Source organism: Streptomyces sp. CA189 (assembly GCF_056428985.1).
In genome coordinates, this window is sequence record NZ_JBWJVM010000026.1 from 24,675 (window position 1) to 40,720 (window position 16,046).

The 16,046-nt window shown below is 71.0% G+C and carries 15 protein-coding genes and 2 tRNA genes; 1 reads left to right on the top strand and 16 read right to left on the bottom strand.

Annotated features, from left to right (window positions below; genetic code table 11):
• Positions 1–20 precede the first annotated feature (20 nt).
• The 9 genes from leuS to AC061S_RS20535 form a co-directional block, all read right to left on the bottom strand.
• Positions 21–2,894: a leucine--tRNA ligase gene (leuS, locus tag AC061S_RS20495; RefSeq protein ID WP_478687408.1), complete on the bottom strand. Its 2,874-nt coding sequence runs from the start codon at positions 2,892–2,894 to the stop codon at positions 21–23.
• Between the two features lie 258 nt (positions 2,895–3,152).
• Positions 3,153–3,225: transfer RNA gene (locus AC061S_RS20500), tRNA-Ala, on the bottom strand.
• A 146-nt stretch (positions 3,226–3,371) separates the two neighbouring features.
• Positions 3,372–3,605, bottom strand: coding sequence for a hypothetical protein (locus AC061S_RS20505; protein ID WP_007264019.1), 234 nt, complete (start codon positions 3,603–3,605; stop codon positions 3,372–3,374).
• 136 nt (positions 3,606–3,741) lie between these two features.
• Positions 3,742–3,814 (bottom strand) — tRNA-Ala (locus tag AC061S_RS20510).
• A 112-nt stretch (positions 3,815–3,926) separates the two neighbouring features.
• Positions 3,927–4,604 (bottom strand): histidine phosphatase family protein, encoded by a 678-nt coding sequence (locus tag AC061S_RS20515; protein WP_478687449.1) that lies wholly within the window; start codon positions 4,602–4,604, stop codon positions 3,927–3,929.
• Positions 4,601–5,047: a ribosome silencing factor gene (gene rsfS / locus AC061S_RS20520; RefSeq protein WP_384657615.1), complete on the bottom strand. Its 447-nt coding sequence runs from the start codon at positions 5,045–5,047 to the stop codon at positions 4,601–4,603. Before rsfS ends, AC061S_RS20515 begins: the two co-directional genes overlap by 4 nt.
• A 141-nt stretch (positions 5,048–5,188) precedes the next feature.
• On the bottom strand, positions 5,189–6,898 hold the full coding sequence (locus tag AC061S_RS20525) for an LCP family protein (RefSeq protein WP_478687409.1): 1,710 nt from the start codon (positions 6,896–6,898) through the stop codon (positions 5,189–5,191).
• A 24-nt stretch (positions 6,899–6,922) separates the two neighbouring features.
• Positions 6,923–7,540, bottom strand: a complete 618-nt coding sequence (gene nadD, locus AC061S_RS20530; RefSeq protein WP_478687410.1) for a nicotinate-nucleotide adenylyltransferase — start codon at positions 7,538–7,540, stop codon at positions 6,923–6,925.
• Between the two features lie 89 nt (positions 7,541–7,629).
• Positions 7,630–7,797 carry a hypothetical protein gene (locus AC061S_RS20535; protein ID WP_385379292.1) on the bottom strand — a complete coding sequence of 56 codons (168 nt, stop codon included), beginning with the start codon at positions 7,795–7,797 and terminating at the stop codon, positions 7,630–7,632.
• Between the two features lie 141 nt (positions 7,798–7,938).
• Between AC061S_RS20535 and AC061S_RS20540 the strand changes: the two genes are divergently transcribed.
• Positions 7,939–9,054, top strand: coding sequence for a M48 family metallopeptidase (locus AC061S_RS20540; protein WP_478687411.1), 1,116 nt, complete (start codon positions 7,939–7,941; stop codon positions 9,052–9,054).
• Here the strand turns inward: AC061S_RS20540 and AC061S_RS20545 are convergent.
• The 7 genes from AC061S_RS20545 to AC061S_RS20575 form a co-directional block, all read right to left on the bottom strand.
• The gene (locus tag AC061S_RS20545) at positions 9,038–10,237 is read right to left on the bottom strand and encodes an SCO2583 family membrane protein (RefSeq protein ID WP_478687412.1); all 1,200 of its coding nucleotides are present in this window, start codon (positions 10,235–10,237) and stop codon (positions 9,038–9,040) included. The two genes, AC061S_RS20540 and AC061S_RS20545, sit on opposite strands and share 17 nt — an antisense overlap.
• 67 nt (positions 10,238–10,304) lie before the next feature.
• Positions 10,305–10,865, bottom strand: coding sequence for an SCO2584 family spore wall biosynthesis protein (locus AC061S_RS20550; RefSeq protein ID WP_478687413.1), 561 nt, complete (start codon positions 10,863–10,865; stop codon positions 10,305–10,307).
• Between the two features lie 77 nt (positions 10,866–10,942).
• Positions 10,943–12,220 carry a glutamate-5-semialdehyde dehydrogenase gene (locus tag AC061S_RS20555; protein ID WP_478687414.1) on the bottom strand — a complete coding sequence of 426 codons (1,278 nt, stop codon included), beginning with the start codon at positions 12,218–12,220 and terminating at the stop codon, positions 10,943–10,945.
• Positions 12,221–12,824: 604 nt separating this feature from the next.
• Entirely contained in the window at positions 12,825–13,223 is a 399-nt protein-coding gene (locus AC061S_RS20560; protein ID WP_478687450.1) for a hypothetical protein, read from the bottom strand.
• 97 nt (positions 13,224–13,320) lie between these two features.
• Complete coding sequence (proB, locus tag AC061S_RS20565; protein ID WP_478687415.1) at positions 13,321–14,448, bottom strand: glutamate 5-kinase; 1,128 nt, start codon at positions 14,446–14,448, stop codon at positions 13,321–13,323.
• Between the two features lie 93 nt (positions 14,449–14,541).
• Positions 14,542–15,000: a GtrA family protein gene (locus AC061S_RS20570; RefSeq protein ID WP_478687416.1), complete on the bottom strand. Its 459-nt coding sequence runs from the start codon at positions 14,998–15,000 to the stop codon at positions 14,542–14,544.
• The gene (locus tag AC061S_RS20575; RefSeq protein WP_478687417.1) at positions 15,000–16,001 is read right to left on the bottom strand and encodes a glycosyltransferase family 2 protein; all 1,002 of its coding nucleotides are present in this window, start codon (positions 15,999–16,001) and stop codon (positions 15,000–15,002) included. The genes AC061S_RS20570 and AC061S_RS20575 overlap by 1 nt, the downstream gene beginning before the upstream one ends.
• Positions 16,002–16,046 lie beyond the last annotated feature (45 nt).

A 16,046-nucleotide genomic window follows, 5' to 3' on the forward strand; every position in this document is an offset into this window, starting at 1 on the left:
ACTCGCGTCAGACGGAGACGTCAGACGACGATGTTCACCAGCTTCGGCGCGCGCACGATCACCTTGCGGATCTCCGCCCCGCCCAGCGCCGCCACGACCGCCTCGTCGCCCAGCGCCAGCTGCTCCAGCTCGGCGTCGGAGATCGCCGGAGACACCTCCAGACGGGCCTTGACCTTGCCCTTGATCTGGACGACGCACGTGACGCTCTCGTCCACGACGTACGCCGGGTCCGCGACCGGGAAGTCCTGGTGGACGACCGACTCGCCGTGGCCCAGCCGCTGCCACAGCTCCTCCGCGATGTGCGGCGCCAGCGGGGCCACCAGCAGCACCAGCCGCTCCGCGACCGAGCGCTCCAGCGGCCGGCCCGCCTTCGTCAGGGCGTTGTTCAGCTCGGTGATCTTCGCGATGGCGGTGTTGAAGCGCAGGCCGGCCATGTCGCCGCCGACCCCGTCGATCGCCTTGTGCAGCGCGCGCAGGGTGGCCTCGTCCGGCTCCGCGTCGACGACCGTGACGGCGCCCGTCTCCTCGTCCACCACGTTGCGCCACAGGCGCTGCAGCAGCCGGTACTGGCCGACCACGGCCCGGGTGTCCCAGGGGCGCGAGACGTCCAGCGGGCCCATCGCCATCTCGTACAGGCGCAGGGTGTCCGCGCCGTACTCCTCGCAGATCTCGTCCGGCGTGACGGCGTTCTTCAGGGACTTGCCCATCTTGCCGTGCTCACGCTTGACCGGCTCGCCCTGGTAGAAGTAGCCGCCGTCCCGCTCCTCGACCTCGGCCGCCGGGACGTACACACCGCGCGAGTCGGTGTACGCGTACGCCTGGATCATGCCCTGGTTGAACAGCTTGTGGAACGGCTCCACCGAGGAGACGTGCCCCAGGTCGAACAGCACCTTGGACCAGAAGCGCGCGTACAGCAGGTGCAGCACCGCGTGCTCGGCGCCGCCCACGTACAGGTCGACACCGCCGTGCGGCTGGCCCTCGCGCGGCCCCATCCAGTACTGCTCGATCGCCGGGTCGACCAGCGCCTCGGAGTTGTTCGGGTCCAGGTAGCGCAGCTCGTACCAACAGGAGCCGGCCCAGTTCGGCATGGTGTTGGTCTCGCGCCGGAACGGGCGCACCCCGCGCCCGTCGCCCAGGTCCAGCTCGACGTTGACCCACGCCTCGTTGCGGGACAGCGGGGTCTCCGGCTTGGAGGTCGCGTCGTCCGGCTCGAAGGTGCGCGGCGAGTAGTCCTCGACCTCCGGCAGCTCCAGCGGCAGCATCGACTCGGGCAGCGGGTAGGCGACGCCGTCCTCGTCGTAGACGATCGGGAAGGGCTCGCCCCAGTAGCGCTGGCGGCTGAACAGCCAGTCGCGCAGCCGGAAGTTGACAGTCCCCTCGCCGATGCCGCGCTCGGCCAGCCAGTCGGTGATCGCGGCCTTGGCCTCGACCACGCCCAGACCGTCCAGCGAGACGCCCTCGCCCGTCGAGTTGACGATGGTGCCGTCGTACGAGGAGAAGGCGTCCTCCCACTCCAGCGGGTCGGCGTCGCGGTCGTCCGTGGGCCGGACGACGCAGCGCATCGGCAGCTCGAAGGCGCGCGCGAACTCGAAGTCACGGCTGTCGTGCGCCGGGACGGCCATGATCGCGCCGGTCCCGTAGCCCATCAGCACGTAGTCGGCGATGAAGACCGGGACCTGGTCGCCGCTGACGGGGTTGACCGCGAACGCGCCGGTGAAGACACCGGTCTTGTCCTTGGCTTCGGCCTGCCGCTCGACGTCCGACTTCGCGGCGGCCTGCTTGCGGTACGAGTCCACGGCCTCGCCGGGGGTCGCGTTGCCGCCGGTCCACAGCTGGTGGGTGCCCTCGGGCCACTCGGCCGGGACGATCTTCGCGACCAGCTCGTGCTCGGGCGCCAGCACCATGTAGGTGGCGCCGAACAGCGTGTCGGGCCGGGTGGTGAAGACGGTGATGGCGTCGCCGTCGCCGACCGCGAAGTCGACGCGCGCGCCCTCGCTGCGGCCGATCCAGTTGCGCTGCTGCAGCTTGATGGCCTCGGGCCAGTCCAGCGCGTCCAGGTCGTCGATCAGGCGGTCGGCGTAGGCCGTGATCCGCATGTTCCACTGGCTCAGCTTGGACTTGAAGACGGGGAAGTTGCCGCGCTCGGACCGGTTGTCGGCGGTGACCTCCTCGTTGGCCAGTACGGTGCCCAGCCCGGGGCACCAGTTGACGGGCGCGTCCGAGGCGTACGCCAGCCGGTACTCGTTCAGTACGTCGGCCCGCTCGCCCGCGCTCAGCGCGGCCCAGGAGGCTCCGCCCGGCAGCTCACGGGAGCCGTTCTCGAAGGCGGCGACCAGCTCGGCGATGGGGCGGGCCTTCGCGGCGTCCGCGTCGTACCAGGAGTTGTAGATCTGCAGGAAGATCCACTGGGTCCACTTGTAGTAGTCCGGGTCGATCGTCGCGAACGACCGGCGCTTGTCGTGGCCCAGACCCAGCCGGCGCAGCTGGACCTTCATGTTCTCGATGTTCGCCTCGGTCGACACGCGCGGGTGCGTGCCGGTCTGCACGGCGTACTGCTCGGCCGGCAGGCCGAAGGCGTCGAAGCCCAGGGTGTGCAGGACGTTGTGGCCGGTCATCCGCTGGTGGCGGGCGAAGACGTCGGTGGCGATGTACCCGAGCGGGTGGCCGACGTGCAGGCCCGCACCCGAGGGGTACGGGAACATGTCCATGATGAACTTCTTGGGCCGCGCCGCGACCACGGGGTCTCCGGCCAGGTCACCGGTCGGGTTCGGGGCCTCGTACGTGCCCTGCGCGTCCCATACGTCCTGCCAGCGTGCCTCGATGTCGGCGGCCATGGCAGCCGTGTAACGGTGCGCCTCGGCCACCTCGGGGGCCGGGGTGTTCGTCTCGCTCATGATTCCTGAAGCTCCATCGATCGTCTCTGCCGTCTCTGCTGCCCAAACGAAAAAACCCCTCGCACAGGAGGGGGCGCCGCGCCGGGGCCGACCGCTTCGTGGGGTCGGAACTGTTCAGCGCGGCTCGGTAAGCAGAAGGCGTACGGCACGCATGGCGTCAGGGTACCGCAGCGGCCCCCAGGGACGCTCTGCCCTTCCGGCCGGTGGACGCACAACGAGAAGCGGGCCACCCGTGCGGGGTGGCCCGCTTCTTCACTGTGGAGCTATGGAGAATTGAACTCCAGACCTCCTGCATGCCATGCAGGCGCTCTACCAACTGAGCTATAGCCCCTTGTCTTGCCTGCCGCTTCGTGGCCCGTTTCCGGTCCCCCTTGGCGACATCCCAAACATTACACGGTGATGGCCCTGGTCCAAAAATCGGTTTCCGCAGGCCCCGGGCCATGTCCGTTTGGTGGCGATTCGTTACATGTCTCCGCGTCACGCCCGCGCGAACTGGTAGAAGCGCTTCAGCGTGCAGTGCTCGTCGAGCAGCCGCCCGTAGATCGGTTCGCCCTCCAGCTCGCGGTACGTCTCGATCGGGTCGCCTTTTATGATCAGCGCCCGCGCGCATTCCTCGCACCAGTACTGGTAGTCGGGGTTGACCGGCTCCATGTCCCGCACGATCGGCGTGCCGTTGTTGCACCAGTCGCACCGCCGCCGGTGTGCACCCATCCGTCAGCGACTCCCTCCCGCGTCGGGCCGTCGTCGTCCCCCTCCGGCGGTCCGATTCTGCCATGCCGGTGCTCGCTCGGGCAGCTGTGGACAAAAGCAAAGATCCCGCCCCCTGTTGGGGACGGGATCTTGATTGTGGAGCTATGGAGAATTGAACTCCAGACCTCCTGCATGCCATGCAGGCGCTCTACCAACTGAGCTATAGCCCCGCTCTCCGCGACGCTCCCCCCGTTTCCGGTGTTCTGCGCTGCGAACAAGAAGAACTCTAGCCTGTGACCAGCCGGAAAGTGAAATCCGGGTGGGAGCCGCTCCGAGGTGGGCTCAGTCGTCGTCGCCGAGCACCGGTTCGGGCAGCGTGCCGGCGTTGTGTTCCATCAGCCGCCAGCCGCGCGCGCCCTCGCCGAGGACGGACCAGCAGCAGTTGGAGAGCCCGCCCAGGCCCTCCCAGTAGTACGAGTCCAGGCCCAGCAGACGGCCGATCGTCGTACGGATGGTGCCGCCGTGGCTGACCACCACGAGCGTGCCGCCGGGGGGCAGCCGGTCGGCGTGTCCCAGCACCACCGGCGCGGCCCGGTCGGCGACCTCGGTCTCCAGCTCGCCGCCACCGCGGCGGACCGCCTCGCCGCGCTTCCACGCCGCGTACTGGTCGCCGTACTTGCCGAGGATCTCGTCGTGCGTGAGGCCCTGCCATTCGCCGGCGTACGTCTCGCGCAACGCCTCGTCGTGCTTCACCGCCAGACCCGTGACGGCCGCCAGCTCGGCGGCCGTGGCGGCGGCGCGCCGCAGGTCCGAGGCGACGATGGCGTCGGGCTTCAGCGAGGCGAGCAGCCGGGCGGCACGGCGCGCCTGCGCCACACCGGCCTCGGTCAGCGCGATGTCCGTGGAGCCCTGGAAGCGGCGCTCCAGGTTCCACGAGGTCTGGCCGTGCCGCCACAGGACGATCTTGCGGATGGTCCGGTCGTTGCTGGTCGCGGTCGTACCGTCGTTCGCCGTGCTCAGAACAGATCACCGTCCAGTTCGTCGTCACCCTGCGCGGCGCGCAGGGCGGCATGCTCCTCGGCCTTGCCCTTGGTGAGCTTGGCGTCCTCGGGGAGGTCGATCTCGGGGCAGTCCTTCCACAGGCGCTCCAGCGCGTAGAAGACGCGCTCCTCGCTGTGCTGCACGTGGACGACGATGTCGATGTAGTCGAGCAGGATCCAGCGCGCGTCGCGGTCGCCTTCGCGGCGCACCGGCTTGGCGCCCAGCTCCTTCTGGAGCTTCTCCTCGATCTCGTCGACGATCGACTTGACCTGGCGGTCGTTGGGGGCCGAAGCGAGCAGGAAGGCGTCGGTGATCGACAGCACGTCGCTGACGTCGTACGCGATGATGTCGTGCGCGAGCCGGTCGGCCGCGGCCTGGGCGGCGGCGGTGATGAGCTCGATGGAGCGGTCCGTGGCGGTCACTGGCCATGCTTTCGGGTTGGCGGGCAGATCCTTACAAGGGTCTCATGTACCGCCGACACCGCCCGCGCGCAGCGTGCCGCGCGGGCGGAGCCGCGCCCGAAGGGCGCCGCCGGAGCAGGCCGCAGTAGGCCTCGGAAGGGGTCAGGACGGTTTGTAATCCTTGCCCAGCGTCACCACGACGTCCGCGTTCACCGCGTTCTCGGCCTTCTTCACGGCCGTCTCGGGCAGTCCCAGCGTCTTGGCCACCTCGATCGCCTTGTCCCGCTGCGCGTCGTCCTGGTACGTGATCTGCGAGGCGGGCGCGGTCTTGTCGGCCTTGCCGCCGTCCACCAGCGTGTAGCCGCCGTTGAGCAGGGCCGCCTTCGCCGCCGTGTTCGTCTTGTCGTCGCCGGTGGCGTCCTTCAGACCGACCCTCGGCAGCGCCCCGGGCTGGGCCTCCGTGACGGAGCCGCCGAGGACCTCCTTGACCACCTTCTTGTTCGCCTCGTCCGTGAGGCCGCCGTCCGGCTTCACCCCGAGCACGTCGGTGCGGTACGCGCCCACCTTGGCGTGCTCGCCGAGCTTGGCCAGCAGCGCGCCCAGCGTCTGCGCGTTCAGCGCCGGGTCCAGGATCTGCCCGGTGGTCTCCACGGTCATCGCCGCCGACTTCGGATCGCCGGGCACCTTGCGCAGCAGGCCCAGCAGGACCTTGCCGAGCCGGTCGAGCTGCTTGGCCTCCGGCTCGCCCTGCGCCTGGTACGTGGCGTACGCGACGGCCATCGCACCGCTCAGGCTCTGCTTCGGGCCCTGGCCGACGGCGGGCACCTTCGCCGCGTCGTCCGCCGGGACGGCCACGTCGGTGTCGACCTCGATGCCGCCGACCAGCTCCACGAAGTTTTCCAGGAAGGGGGTGTCCAGCCGCCAGGTGCCGCCGATGCGGGTGCCGAAGACCGAGTCGAGGGATTCCCGTACGCCCAGACCGCCGTCCTCGACGGCCTTGCCCAGCGCGGCCGTGGTGCCGTCGTCCTTGGTGACGTTCAGCGTGTTCGGCACCATGACGGTGGCGCCCTGCTTGGTGGTCACGTTGTCGACGAGCAGCGCCGTGGACGTGCCGCCCTTCTTGGTGTTGTGCACGTGCACGACGATCATGTCGCGCTTCTGCGGCCCCGTGGCGGCCGCGCCGTTCGACGCCCCGCCGGGGCCCTCCAGGAACGGCAGCTTGCCCGCGTACCAGAGGTAGCCGAGGCCCGCGACCACGAAGAGGGCCAGGACGACGATCAGCGCCACCACCCGGTTGCGGCCGCGCCGGCGGGCCTCCTCGCGGCGCTCGGTCCGGCTCTCGGTGAAGGCGAGCCAGTCGATGACGTCCTCGGAGTCCTCGTCCGGCTGGTCGATGAAGGCGAACTGCTCGGTCTGGTACGAGGGCCCCTGCCCGCCCGGCCCGTCGGCCCGTCGGGGCTCCGGGACCTGCGCGGCGGCGGGACGGAACTCCGGCTCGGGCGCGGGGGCCCGCACGGGCGCCTGCGCCGGGGCCTCGGGGGCGGCCTGCTGCGGGATCCACTGCTGGGTGGCCTGGGTGTCGTACTGCGGGATGCCCTGGGTGTCGTACCCGTACTGCGGGGCCTGGGAGGCCTGCGGATACTGCTGCGGCGGGAAGTACTGCGGGGGCTGCTGCTGGGACTGCTGCCGGCCGTACCCCTGGTAGTCGTAGCCGTAGCCCTGCTCGTACTGCTGCTGGCCGTAGGGGGGCGCGGGCTCCTGGGCGGGCTGCGCGGGCACCTGGCCGTACACCGGCCGCCCGTACGCGTCGTAGCCGACGAGCTGCTGCTCCTGGCCGGCATACGGGTCGTACGGCTCGTGTCGGTCGTTCACCGCGGGGCCCCTCTCTCCGGAAGCTCAGGCTCCCCGGTACAGCTCACGCTTGTCGATGTAGCGGACCACGCCGTCGGGCACGAGGTACCAGACAGGATCCCCCTTGGCCACGCGGGCACGGCAGTCCGTGGACGAAATCGCCAGCGCCGGAACCTCAACGAGGGAGACGCCCCCCTCGGGCAGGCCGTCGTCGGTGAGCACGTGGCCCGGCCGGGTGACGCCGATGAAGTGCGCGAGGGCGAAGAGCTCCTCGGCGTTCCGCCAGGTCAGGATCTGTGCGAGGGCGTCGGCGCCGGTGATGAAGAAGAGGTCGGCGTCGCCGTTGAGGGCGCTCAGGTCCCTCAGGGTATCGATCGTGTAAGTGGGGCCGCCGCGGTCGATGTCGATGCGGCTCACCGAGAACTGCGGGTTCGAGGCGGTCGCGATGACCGTCATCAGATACCGGTCCTCGGCGGACGACACGGCCCGCTGCGACTTCTGCCACGGCTCGCCGGTCGGTACGAACATCACCTCGTCGAGGTGGAACAGCGCGGCCACCTCACTGGCGGCCACCAGGTGTCCGTGGTGGATCGGGTCGAATGTCCCGCCCATCACGCCGAGCCTGCGCTTGACCGGGCCGGTAGGCATTTCCTGCTCTCCCATGAGCGCAGAGCCTACTGGCCCGGTGGCGCGGCAGGGACCCGCCTACGGGCACGTACGCGACGTACTCGACGGACTGGGCGCTCTGGGGTTCAGCGGTCCCGGTTCAGGCGCGTGGTGACCCACAGCATCAGCATGAGGATGAAGAAGGCGGCGCCACCGGTCAGGTACGGGTTCAGGCTGTCGTGGTTGCCGCCGTGCTTCTCGGCTCCCTCGGAGGCGAGGACGACCAGGTTGTGGGCGGTGGAGGCGAGGCTCATCAGGCAGGTACCTATCGGGTCGGGGAGCGGGTGGAGACTTCGCTCACATCGTATGCGGGGGCCTGGGGCACGCTCACGCCGACTCAGGCGTTGGAGAGGATAGACGGGCGGCCAGCCGCACACATCAACGGGGAGGGCGCTATGACGGGGACAGGATTCGAAAAGGCACCGGCGCGGGACCGCAAGAGGTTCCCCGGTATTTCCTCACGGGCGTACGAGCATCCGGCGGACCGGTCCGCGCTCGTGGCCCTGCGCAAACTGACCGGCTTCGACACGGTCTTCAAAACGCTGAGCGGGCTGCTGCCCGAGCGCAGTCTGCGACTGCTCTTCCTGTCGGACTCCGTCCGGGTGGGCGAGACGCAGTTCCCGCACCTGCACGCGATGCTCCTGGACGCCTGTTACATCCTGGACCTGGAGAAGGTCCCGCAGATGTACGTCCAGCAGGACCCGAAGCCCAATGCCATGTGCATCGGGCTGGACGAGCCGATCATCGTGGTCACCACGGGCCTCGTCGAGCTCCTCGACGAGGAGGAGATGCGGGCGGTGGTGGGCCACGAGGTGGGCCACGCGCTGTCGGGGCACGCCGTGTACCGCACGATCCTGCTGTTCCTGACGACCCTGGCGCTCAAGATCGCGTGGATCCCGCTGGGCAATGTGGCGATCATGGGGCTCGTGACGGCGCTGCGCGAGTGGTTCCGCAAGTCGGAGCTGTCCGCGGACCGGGCGGGCCTGCTGGTGGGGCAGGACGTGCACGCCTCGATGCGCGGGCTGATGAAGCTCGCGGGCGGCAACCACCTCCACGAGATGAATGTCGACGCGTTCCTCGCCCAGGCCGAGGAGTACGAGAAGAGCGGCGATCTGCGCGACTCCGTCCTGAAGATCCTCAACGTGCTGCCCCGGACGCACCCCTTCACCACGGTGCGGGCGTCCGAGCTGAAGAAGTGGTCGCAGAGCCGGGACCACCAGCGGATCATGGACGGCCACTACCCGCGGCGCGAGGACGACAAGGACACCTCGGTGACCGACTCCTTCCGGCAGTCCGCCGCGCACTACGCCGACACGGTGCGCACGAGCAAGGACCCGCTGATGAAGCTGGTCGGCGACATCGCCGGCGGTACGGCGGACCTGGGCGGCAAGCTGCGGGACAGGTTTTCGGGTATGGGTGCCACGGGCGGCGCCACGGGCGCCGGCGGAAGCGGCGAGGACCGGGGCACCGGCAAGGACACCGGCAAGGGCGGGACTACGGAGCAGGGCTGACGCCCTGCTCCGGGGCGGCCGGGGACGCCGGGGACTGCGACCGCGGCGGCTCCGCCGCCTCCGGCGTGGCCGTCGGCGCGAGGACCCCGCACAGCCCGGCCGTACGGCGCGGACTGCCGCTGGCGTACGGGTCGGTCGGGGCCGGGCCGGTGGTGGTCGGCCCGGCCCCGGCCGTCAGCGGGCGGAAGCCTCCGGCCGGGTCGGCGGAGCAGTCCTGCGGGCCCGCCATCACGTAGGCCGAGACGAGCTCCGCCCGCCGGGCCGTGAGGTCGTCGCGGTCGAAGCGCAGCCGCAGCTCCCGGCGGACGGTGAAGAGCGAGGCCCCGTCCGCCGCGGCCGGCTGGCCGGTGGCCGGGCGCACGGCGTAGACGAAGGTGTGGTCGGAGGTCACCTCCAGCGCGTTCGGGGCGGCCTCCGCGGCGGTGAGGACCCCGCTGACCCGGACCCGGGTGTCGGCCACCACGGCGGTCGCCCGGTCGAAGCGGACCAGCCAGCCGGTGATGGCGTGCCGCCCGTTCCCGGCCGGGGCGAGCATGCTCTGGTCGAACTGCGTCAACTGGTCGGGGTCGAGCAGGACGCGCACCGGCCGGGAGGCCTCGCCGGACAGGACGTCGGGGTCCAGCGAGGACTGCACCAGGTAGTCCTTGGCGATGGTCAGCGCGGTTTGGACCTGCTCCTCGCTGAAGTGGCGGGTACGGCGCACGGCGGGAAAGGTGATCCCGGCGGCCCCCACGCGGTACTGGGCCGCCGGACCGTCCGCGTACAGATCCGCGGGCCGGCCGCCCGGCACGGGCTCGGAGGGCGCGAGCGGGACGACGGTGCTGCTCATCGCCTCGGCCGGGTCCCCGGCGGGCGGCACGTAAGGATTGCGCAGCCCCATGTAGACGGCGCCGGCGAGCGCCAGGGCGATGCACAGCACGATGATCCGGCCCTGCCGGGCCGCCCCGCCCCCGGAGCCGCCCCGGGGTCCCGGATGGCCTCCGCCGCTCGACCAGATCGAGCGGCTCCGTACGGCGCGGGCGTGCTCGCCCATGCGCTCCTGCGCGGAGAACTCCTGGAGCCGGGCAGCCCGGACGAAGTCCTCGTCGAACACCACCGACCGGTACTCGTCGGACCGGAACTCGTCATCGGCCCCGCCGGCACCCTCGGGGGTGCCGTTGGGCGGATCTCCTGGCATGGCCATCGCTTCTCCCCGCTGTCCCCGCTCCAGAGAAGCCCCCGCTCCGGCGATGGGGAGCGGGGTCGTACCTTCAGGGTTGGCGGCCGACGCGGTCCATAAACGCTCCGGCACCGGCGACTTCAGCCATTGGGGTGCTGGCGGGGGCCGGAGCCTGTTCCGCGTCGCTCGCCGCGCTGCGGTAGACGGCGCTGAAGGCGAGCGCGATCATGCCGAGGCCCATCACGAAGGCGAGCACCCAGGCGACGGGACGCAGCCACGGCGAGCGGCCCCGGTAGGGGCGCAGACTGCCGCCGTAGGCGCCGTACGGGCCTTCCGCGGAGCCGGCTCCGTGGCCGTGCTCCCAGCCGGAGTCGTCGGAGTGGTACCCGTCGGCGCCGCCGTAGGCGTACGCGTCGTAGTCCTCGTCGCCCGTCCAGCCGCCGGCGAAGGCGGCGCGGGCGGCCTCGGCCGCCTCGGCGCGCGCCCGGTCGCCGGCCCGCTGGCGCTCTGCGGCGCTCGGTTCACGGATCTCGGCGTTCCGGACGAAGTCCTCGTCGAACACCACGGAGGCGAAGTCCTTGTCCGCGCCTCCGCGGTCGTCGTCGGGCTCCCCGTCGTCCGGGAACGGTTTGCCCCCCACGTCGTCCGGCACGAGACCAGCGTAGACCTGAGAGACACCTTTGGGCAGGGTGTAGGCCGAAATCCGGCCACACCGCGTTCAAGGAGTGACTACCGTACGTGACCGTCGCCGGTGACGATGTACTTGGTCGAGGTGAGCTCGGGAAGCCCCATCGGGCCCCGGGCGTGCAGCTTCTGGGTGGAGATGCCGATCTCCGCGCCGAAGCCGAACTGGCCACCGTCCGTGAACCGGGTGGAGGCATTCACGGCAACCGTGGTCGAGTCGACCAGCTGGGTGAAGAGGCGGGCGGCGGCCTGCGAGGTGGTGACGATCGCCTCGGTGTGGCCGGAGGTCCAGCGCCGGATGTGGGCGACGGCCTCGTCGAGGGAGTCCACGACACCGGCGGCGATGTCGTACGAGAGGTACTCGGCGGCCCAGTCCTCGTCGGTGGCGGGCAGGGCGGTGACCTTGGAGCCCTCCGCGTACGCGAGCACGCGCTCGTCGCCGTGGACGGTCACCCCGGCGTCGGCGAGGGCGTCCAGCGCCAGCGGGAGGAAGGCGTCGGCGATGTCCCGGTGGACCAGCAGGGTCTCCGCGGAGTTGCAGACGGAGGGGCGCTGAGCCTTGGAGTTGACGAGGATGTCCACAGCCATGGCGAGGTCGGCCTGGGCGTCCACGTAGACGTGGCAGTTGCCGGTACCGGTCTCGATGACCGGGACGATGGATTCCTCGACGACGGTCTTGATGAGCGAGGCGCCGCCGCGCGGGATGAGGACGTCGACGAGGCCGCGGGCGCGCATCAGCTCGCGGACGGAGTCGCGGGACTCGCCCGGTACGAGCTGGATGGCGTCGGCGGGGAGGCCGGCCGACGCGACGGCGTCGCGCAGGATGCCGACGAGGGCGGTGTTGGAGGCGTAGGCCGAGGAGGAGCCGCGCAGGAGGACGGCGTTGCCCGACTTCAGGCAGAGGGCGGCGGCGTCGACGGTGACGTTGGGGCGGGCCTCGTAGATGATGCCGACGACGCCGAGCGGGACCCGGATCTGGCGGAGGTCGATGCCGTTGGGGAGGGTGGAGCCGCGGACGACCTCGCCGACGGGGTCAGGCAGGGCCGCGACGTCACGGACGTCGGAGGCGATGGCCGCGATGCGGTCGGGGGTGAGGGTGAGGCGGTCGATGACGGTCTCGCTGGTGCCGGCGGCGGCGGCCTTCGCCGTGTCGACGGCGTTGGCCTCGACGATCTCGGCCGTACGGGCTTCCAGCGCGTCCGCGATGGCCAGCAGGGCCTTGTCCTTGGCGGACCGCGGGAGGGGGGCGATGGCCGCGGCGGCGGTCCGGGCCGCTTGCGCGGTGGCGATCACGGGCGAGGTCGTGGCATCGAGCGAGGTCATGCCGCCAGGGTAATCCCCGCCAGGCCCGGCCCCGATGGGGTTCCACCCCCCGAGACGCCCCCGCCTCCTGACGCGTCCCTCGCACCGCTCAGCGCTAGCGCGCTTCCCGGGCCTCGGCCCGCTGCACCGGACTCCGTCCGGCGATGGTCGGGCGGGGTGCTCGCCACCGCCGTCCTGGCGCGAGGCCCGGTGGGCGGGTGCGGGTGAGCCGGCCCTGCGGGGCAAGGTCCCCTACCCGCCCTTCCACCGTTCCCCGGGCTCCGCCCGGACCCCGGTCCTCAAACGCCGGACGGGCTGAGGAGGGGTACCGGGCTGTGCCCGGACCCCCTGGGGCTCCTCCCCAGACCCCGCGCCTCAAACGCCGGCGGGGCTGGATGTATTCAGCCCGTCCGGCGTTTGAGGACCGGGTCCGGGCAGAGCCCGGGGAACGGGCGAAGGGCGGGTAGGGGACTCGGCCCCGCAGGGCAGCCCAGCCGCACCCGCCCACCGACCCCGCGCCGGGACGGCAGTGGCGGCAGCACCGCCCGGCCACCGCCGGACGGAGTCCGGCGCAGCGGCGCGAAGCCCAGGAGGCCCGCCAGGGCCGAGTGGTGCGAGTGCCGCGTTAATAGGGGTGCACGCCCATGGGGTGGGCCGGGGGTGGGCCGTAGCCTTCGGCGACGCGTTGGTGGTAGGTCGCGCGGTCGATGACTTCCAGGCCGACGATCTCCCAGGGCGGGAGCTTCGCCGAGGACCGGTGTTCCCCCCAGAGCCGCAGGGCCACGGCCGCCGCGTCGTGGAGGTCGCGGGCTTCCTCCCAGTAGCGGATCTCCGCGTGGTCGTCGGCGTAGCGGCTGGTCAGCAGGAAGGGGTGGTCATGGGCGAGCTGCTCCAGCCCGCGGCGTACGTCGCACAGCGGCGCGGGCTTCCCGGAGACGCTCAGGGTGATGTGCCACAGACGGGAGGCATCCTGGTCCTCCCCGCTCCCGCCGACGTCACCGTCCCCGGTGCCGACGCTGGTCAGCGCTCGTCTCACCAGCCGCCTCCTTGTCTGCGCTACGCGTGTCCGCCCCTCACAGTTGACCAGTCCTCGGCTCACCGCGCGGCGGTTTTACCGAACCTCAGCCCTGCAGCAGGACCAGATCGTCGCGGTGGACGACCTCCCGCTCGTACTCGGGTCCGAGTTCCCGCGCGAGCTCGCGCGTGGAGCGGCCGAGGAGCTGCGGGAGCTCCTTGGCGTCGAAGTTGACGAGGCCGCGCGCCACCGCCCGGCCGTCGGCCGCGCGCAGTTCCACGGGGTCCCCGGCGACGAAGTCGCCCTCGACCGCGGCGATCCCGGCGGGCAGCAGCGAGCTGCCGCGTTCGGTCACCGCGCGGACGGCTCCCTCGTCCAGGACGAGGTGTCCCTGCGGGGCCGACGCGTGCTGGAGCCAGAGCAGCCGGTCCGTCGAGCGGCGTCCGGTGGAGTGGAAGAAGGTGCCGGTCGCCCGCCCGGCCAGAGCGTCCGCGGCCTGGCTGGCCGAGGTCAGGACCACCGGGATGCCGGCCGCCGCGGCGATGCGCGCCGCCTCGACCTTGGTGGCCATGCCGCCGGTGCCGACGCCCGCCTTGCCGACGCTGCCGATGGTGACGTGGGCGATGTCCGCGGGGCCGCGCACCTCGTCGATGCGGCTGGTGCCGGGCTGGGCCGGGTCCCCGTCGTAGAGGCCGTCCACGTCCGAGAGCAGGACGAGGAGGTCGGCGCGGACCAGGTGGGCCACGAGCGCGGCGAGGCGGTCGTTGTCGCCGAAGCGGATCTCGTCGGTGGCGACGGTGTCGTTCTCGTTGACGACGGGCAGCGCCCCCATGGCCAGGAGCTGGTCCAGGGTCCGGTAGGCGTTGCGGTAGTGCGCGCGCCGACTGGTGTCGTCGGTGGTCAGGAGCACCTGGCCGACGCGTACGCCGTACCGGGCGAAGGAGGCCGTGTAGCGGGCGACGAGCAGGCCCTGGCCGACGCTCGCGGCGGCCTGCTGGCGGGCCAGGTCGGTGGGGCGGCGGCGCAGGCCGAGCGGGGAGAGTCCGGCGGCGATGGCTCCGCTGGAGACCAGGACGATCTCCTTCTCGCCGCCGCTGCGCGCCTTGGCCAGTACGTCGACCAGCGCGTCCACCCGGTCGGCGTCGAGTCCGCCGGCCGCCGTGGTCAGGGAGGAGGAGCCGACCTTGACCACGATCCTGCGCGCGTCGAGCACACCCTGCCTAGCCGCTGACACTTCTGTCCCCTGACCCTTGACCCTCGCCGAACACGAACCTGCGAACCTGCCCGCCCAATCTACGGGGTGCCCGGGCGCGGCCGCCCTCCGGTTTCAGACCGTGGACGCGCTGTGGGTCTGCTCCGGTTCCCCGGCCGCGCCGGCCGTCCCGGGAATGAGGATCTTGCGGGAGAGGACGAAGGTGAACGGGATGGCCACGACGGCCGCAACCAGCGGCGCGATCTTGGTGTTCATGCCCGCCCAGCTCACCAGGGCGTACAGGCCTGCGGACTGGATCACGTAGTTCGTGATGTTGGTCAGCGGGAAGAGCAGGAACTTCTTCCAGGTCGGCCGGGTCCGGTAGGTGAAGTAGGTGTTCATGAAGAACGAGCCGACCATCGCCAGCACGAAGGCGAGGGAGTAGGCGGCGAAGTACGGCATCCACGGGTGCAGGAGCAGGTAGAGGACGTAGAAGGTTCCGGTGTTGACCCCGCCCACCAGGCCGAACCGGATGATCTGGCCGAGCTGTGCCTTCCGGTCGGTGGCCGGCTGCTCGCTCTTCGTGCGTGACATCAGTTGCTGCGCTCCGCGATCACGGCCTGGGCCTCGGGCACCAGGGCGTCCCGGACGTCCGTGGACGTGGCCGTCCGGTCGGCGCCGTGGGCCTCCTTCACCAGGAAGTGGGGCCGGCGCTTGGTCTCGTAGTAGATGCGGCCGATGTACTCGCCGATCAGGCCCAGCATGATCATCTGTACGCCGCCCAGGCCCGCGATGATCGCGACGAGGGTGACGTACCCCGGGGAGTCCACCCCGTTGGTCATCGCCATGACGGCGATCCACAGGGCGTAGAGCCCCGTCAGGGCCACCAGCGACACGCCCACCCAGATGCCGATGCGCAGCGGCCGGTTGTTGAAGGAGATGAGCCCGTCCATGCCGTAGTTCAGCAGGGCGCCGAACTTCCACTTCGTCTCGCCGGCCTCGCGCTGCGCGTTGCGGTAGTCGAAGTGGACCGTGTCGAAGCCGATCCAGGAGAAGAGGCCCTTGGAGAAGCGGTTGTACTCGGGCAGCGACAGCAGCGCGTCCACGGCCGGTCGGGACAGCAGCCGGAAGTCACCGACGCCGTCGGTGAGCTCCACGTCCACCCAGCGGTTGATGCCCCGGTAGTAGAGGCGGCTCAGCGCCGTGCGGAGCTTCTTGTCCCCTTCGCGGGTGCGGCGGGCGATGATCTGGTCGTGGCCCTGCCGGTAGTAGTCGAGCATGGTGGCGATGAGCTCGGGCGGGTGCTGGAGGTCCGCGTCCATGATGACCACGGCGTCGCCGGTCGCCTCGCGCAGGCCCGCGAGCATGCCGGCCTCCTTGCCGAAGTTCCGGCTGAAGGAGACGTAGCGGGTCTGGTCGGCGTACTGCGCGGCGATCTTGCGGAGCTTGTCGAGGGTTCCGTCGCGGCTGCCGTCGTCGACGTAGCAGACCTCGTACGCGACGGGGAGGGCGTCCAGGACCTTGCGGATCTCCGTGTCGAAGCTGTCGATGACAGCTTCCTCGTTGTAGCAAGGGACTACTACAGACAGCTTCATGAACACTTCCTGCGGTCCGAACGGGTGATTTACGGCGACCGGACC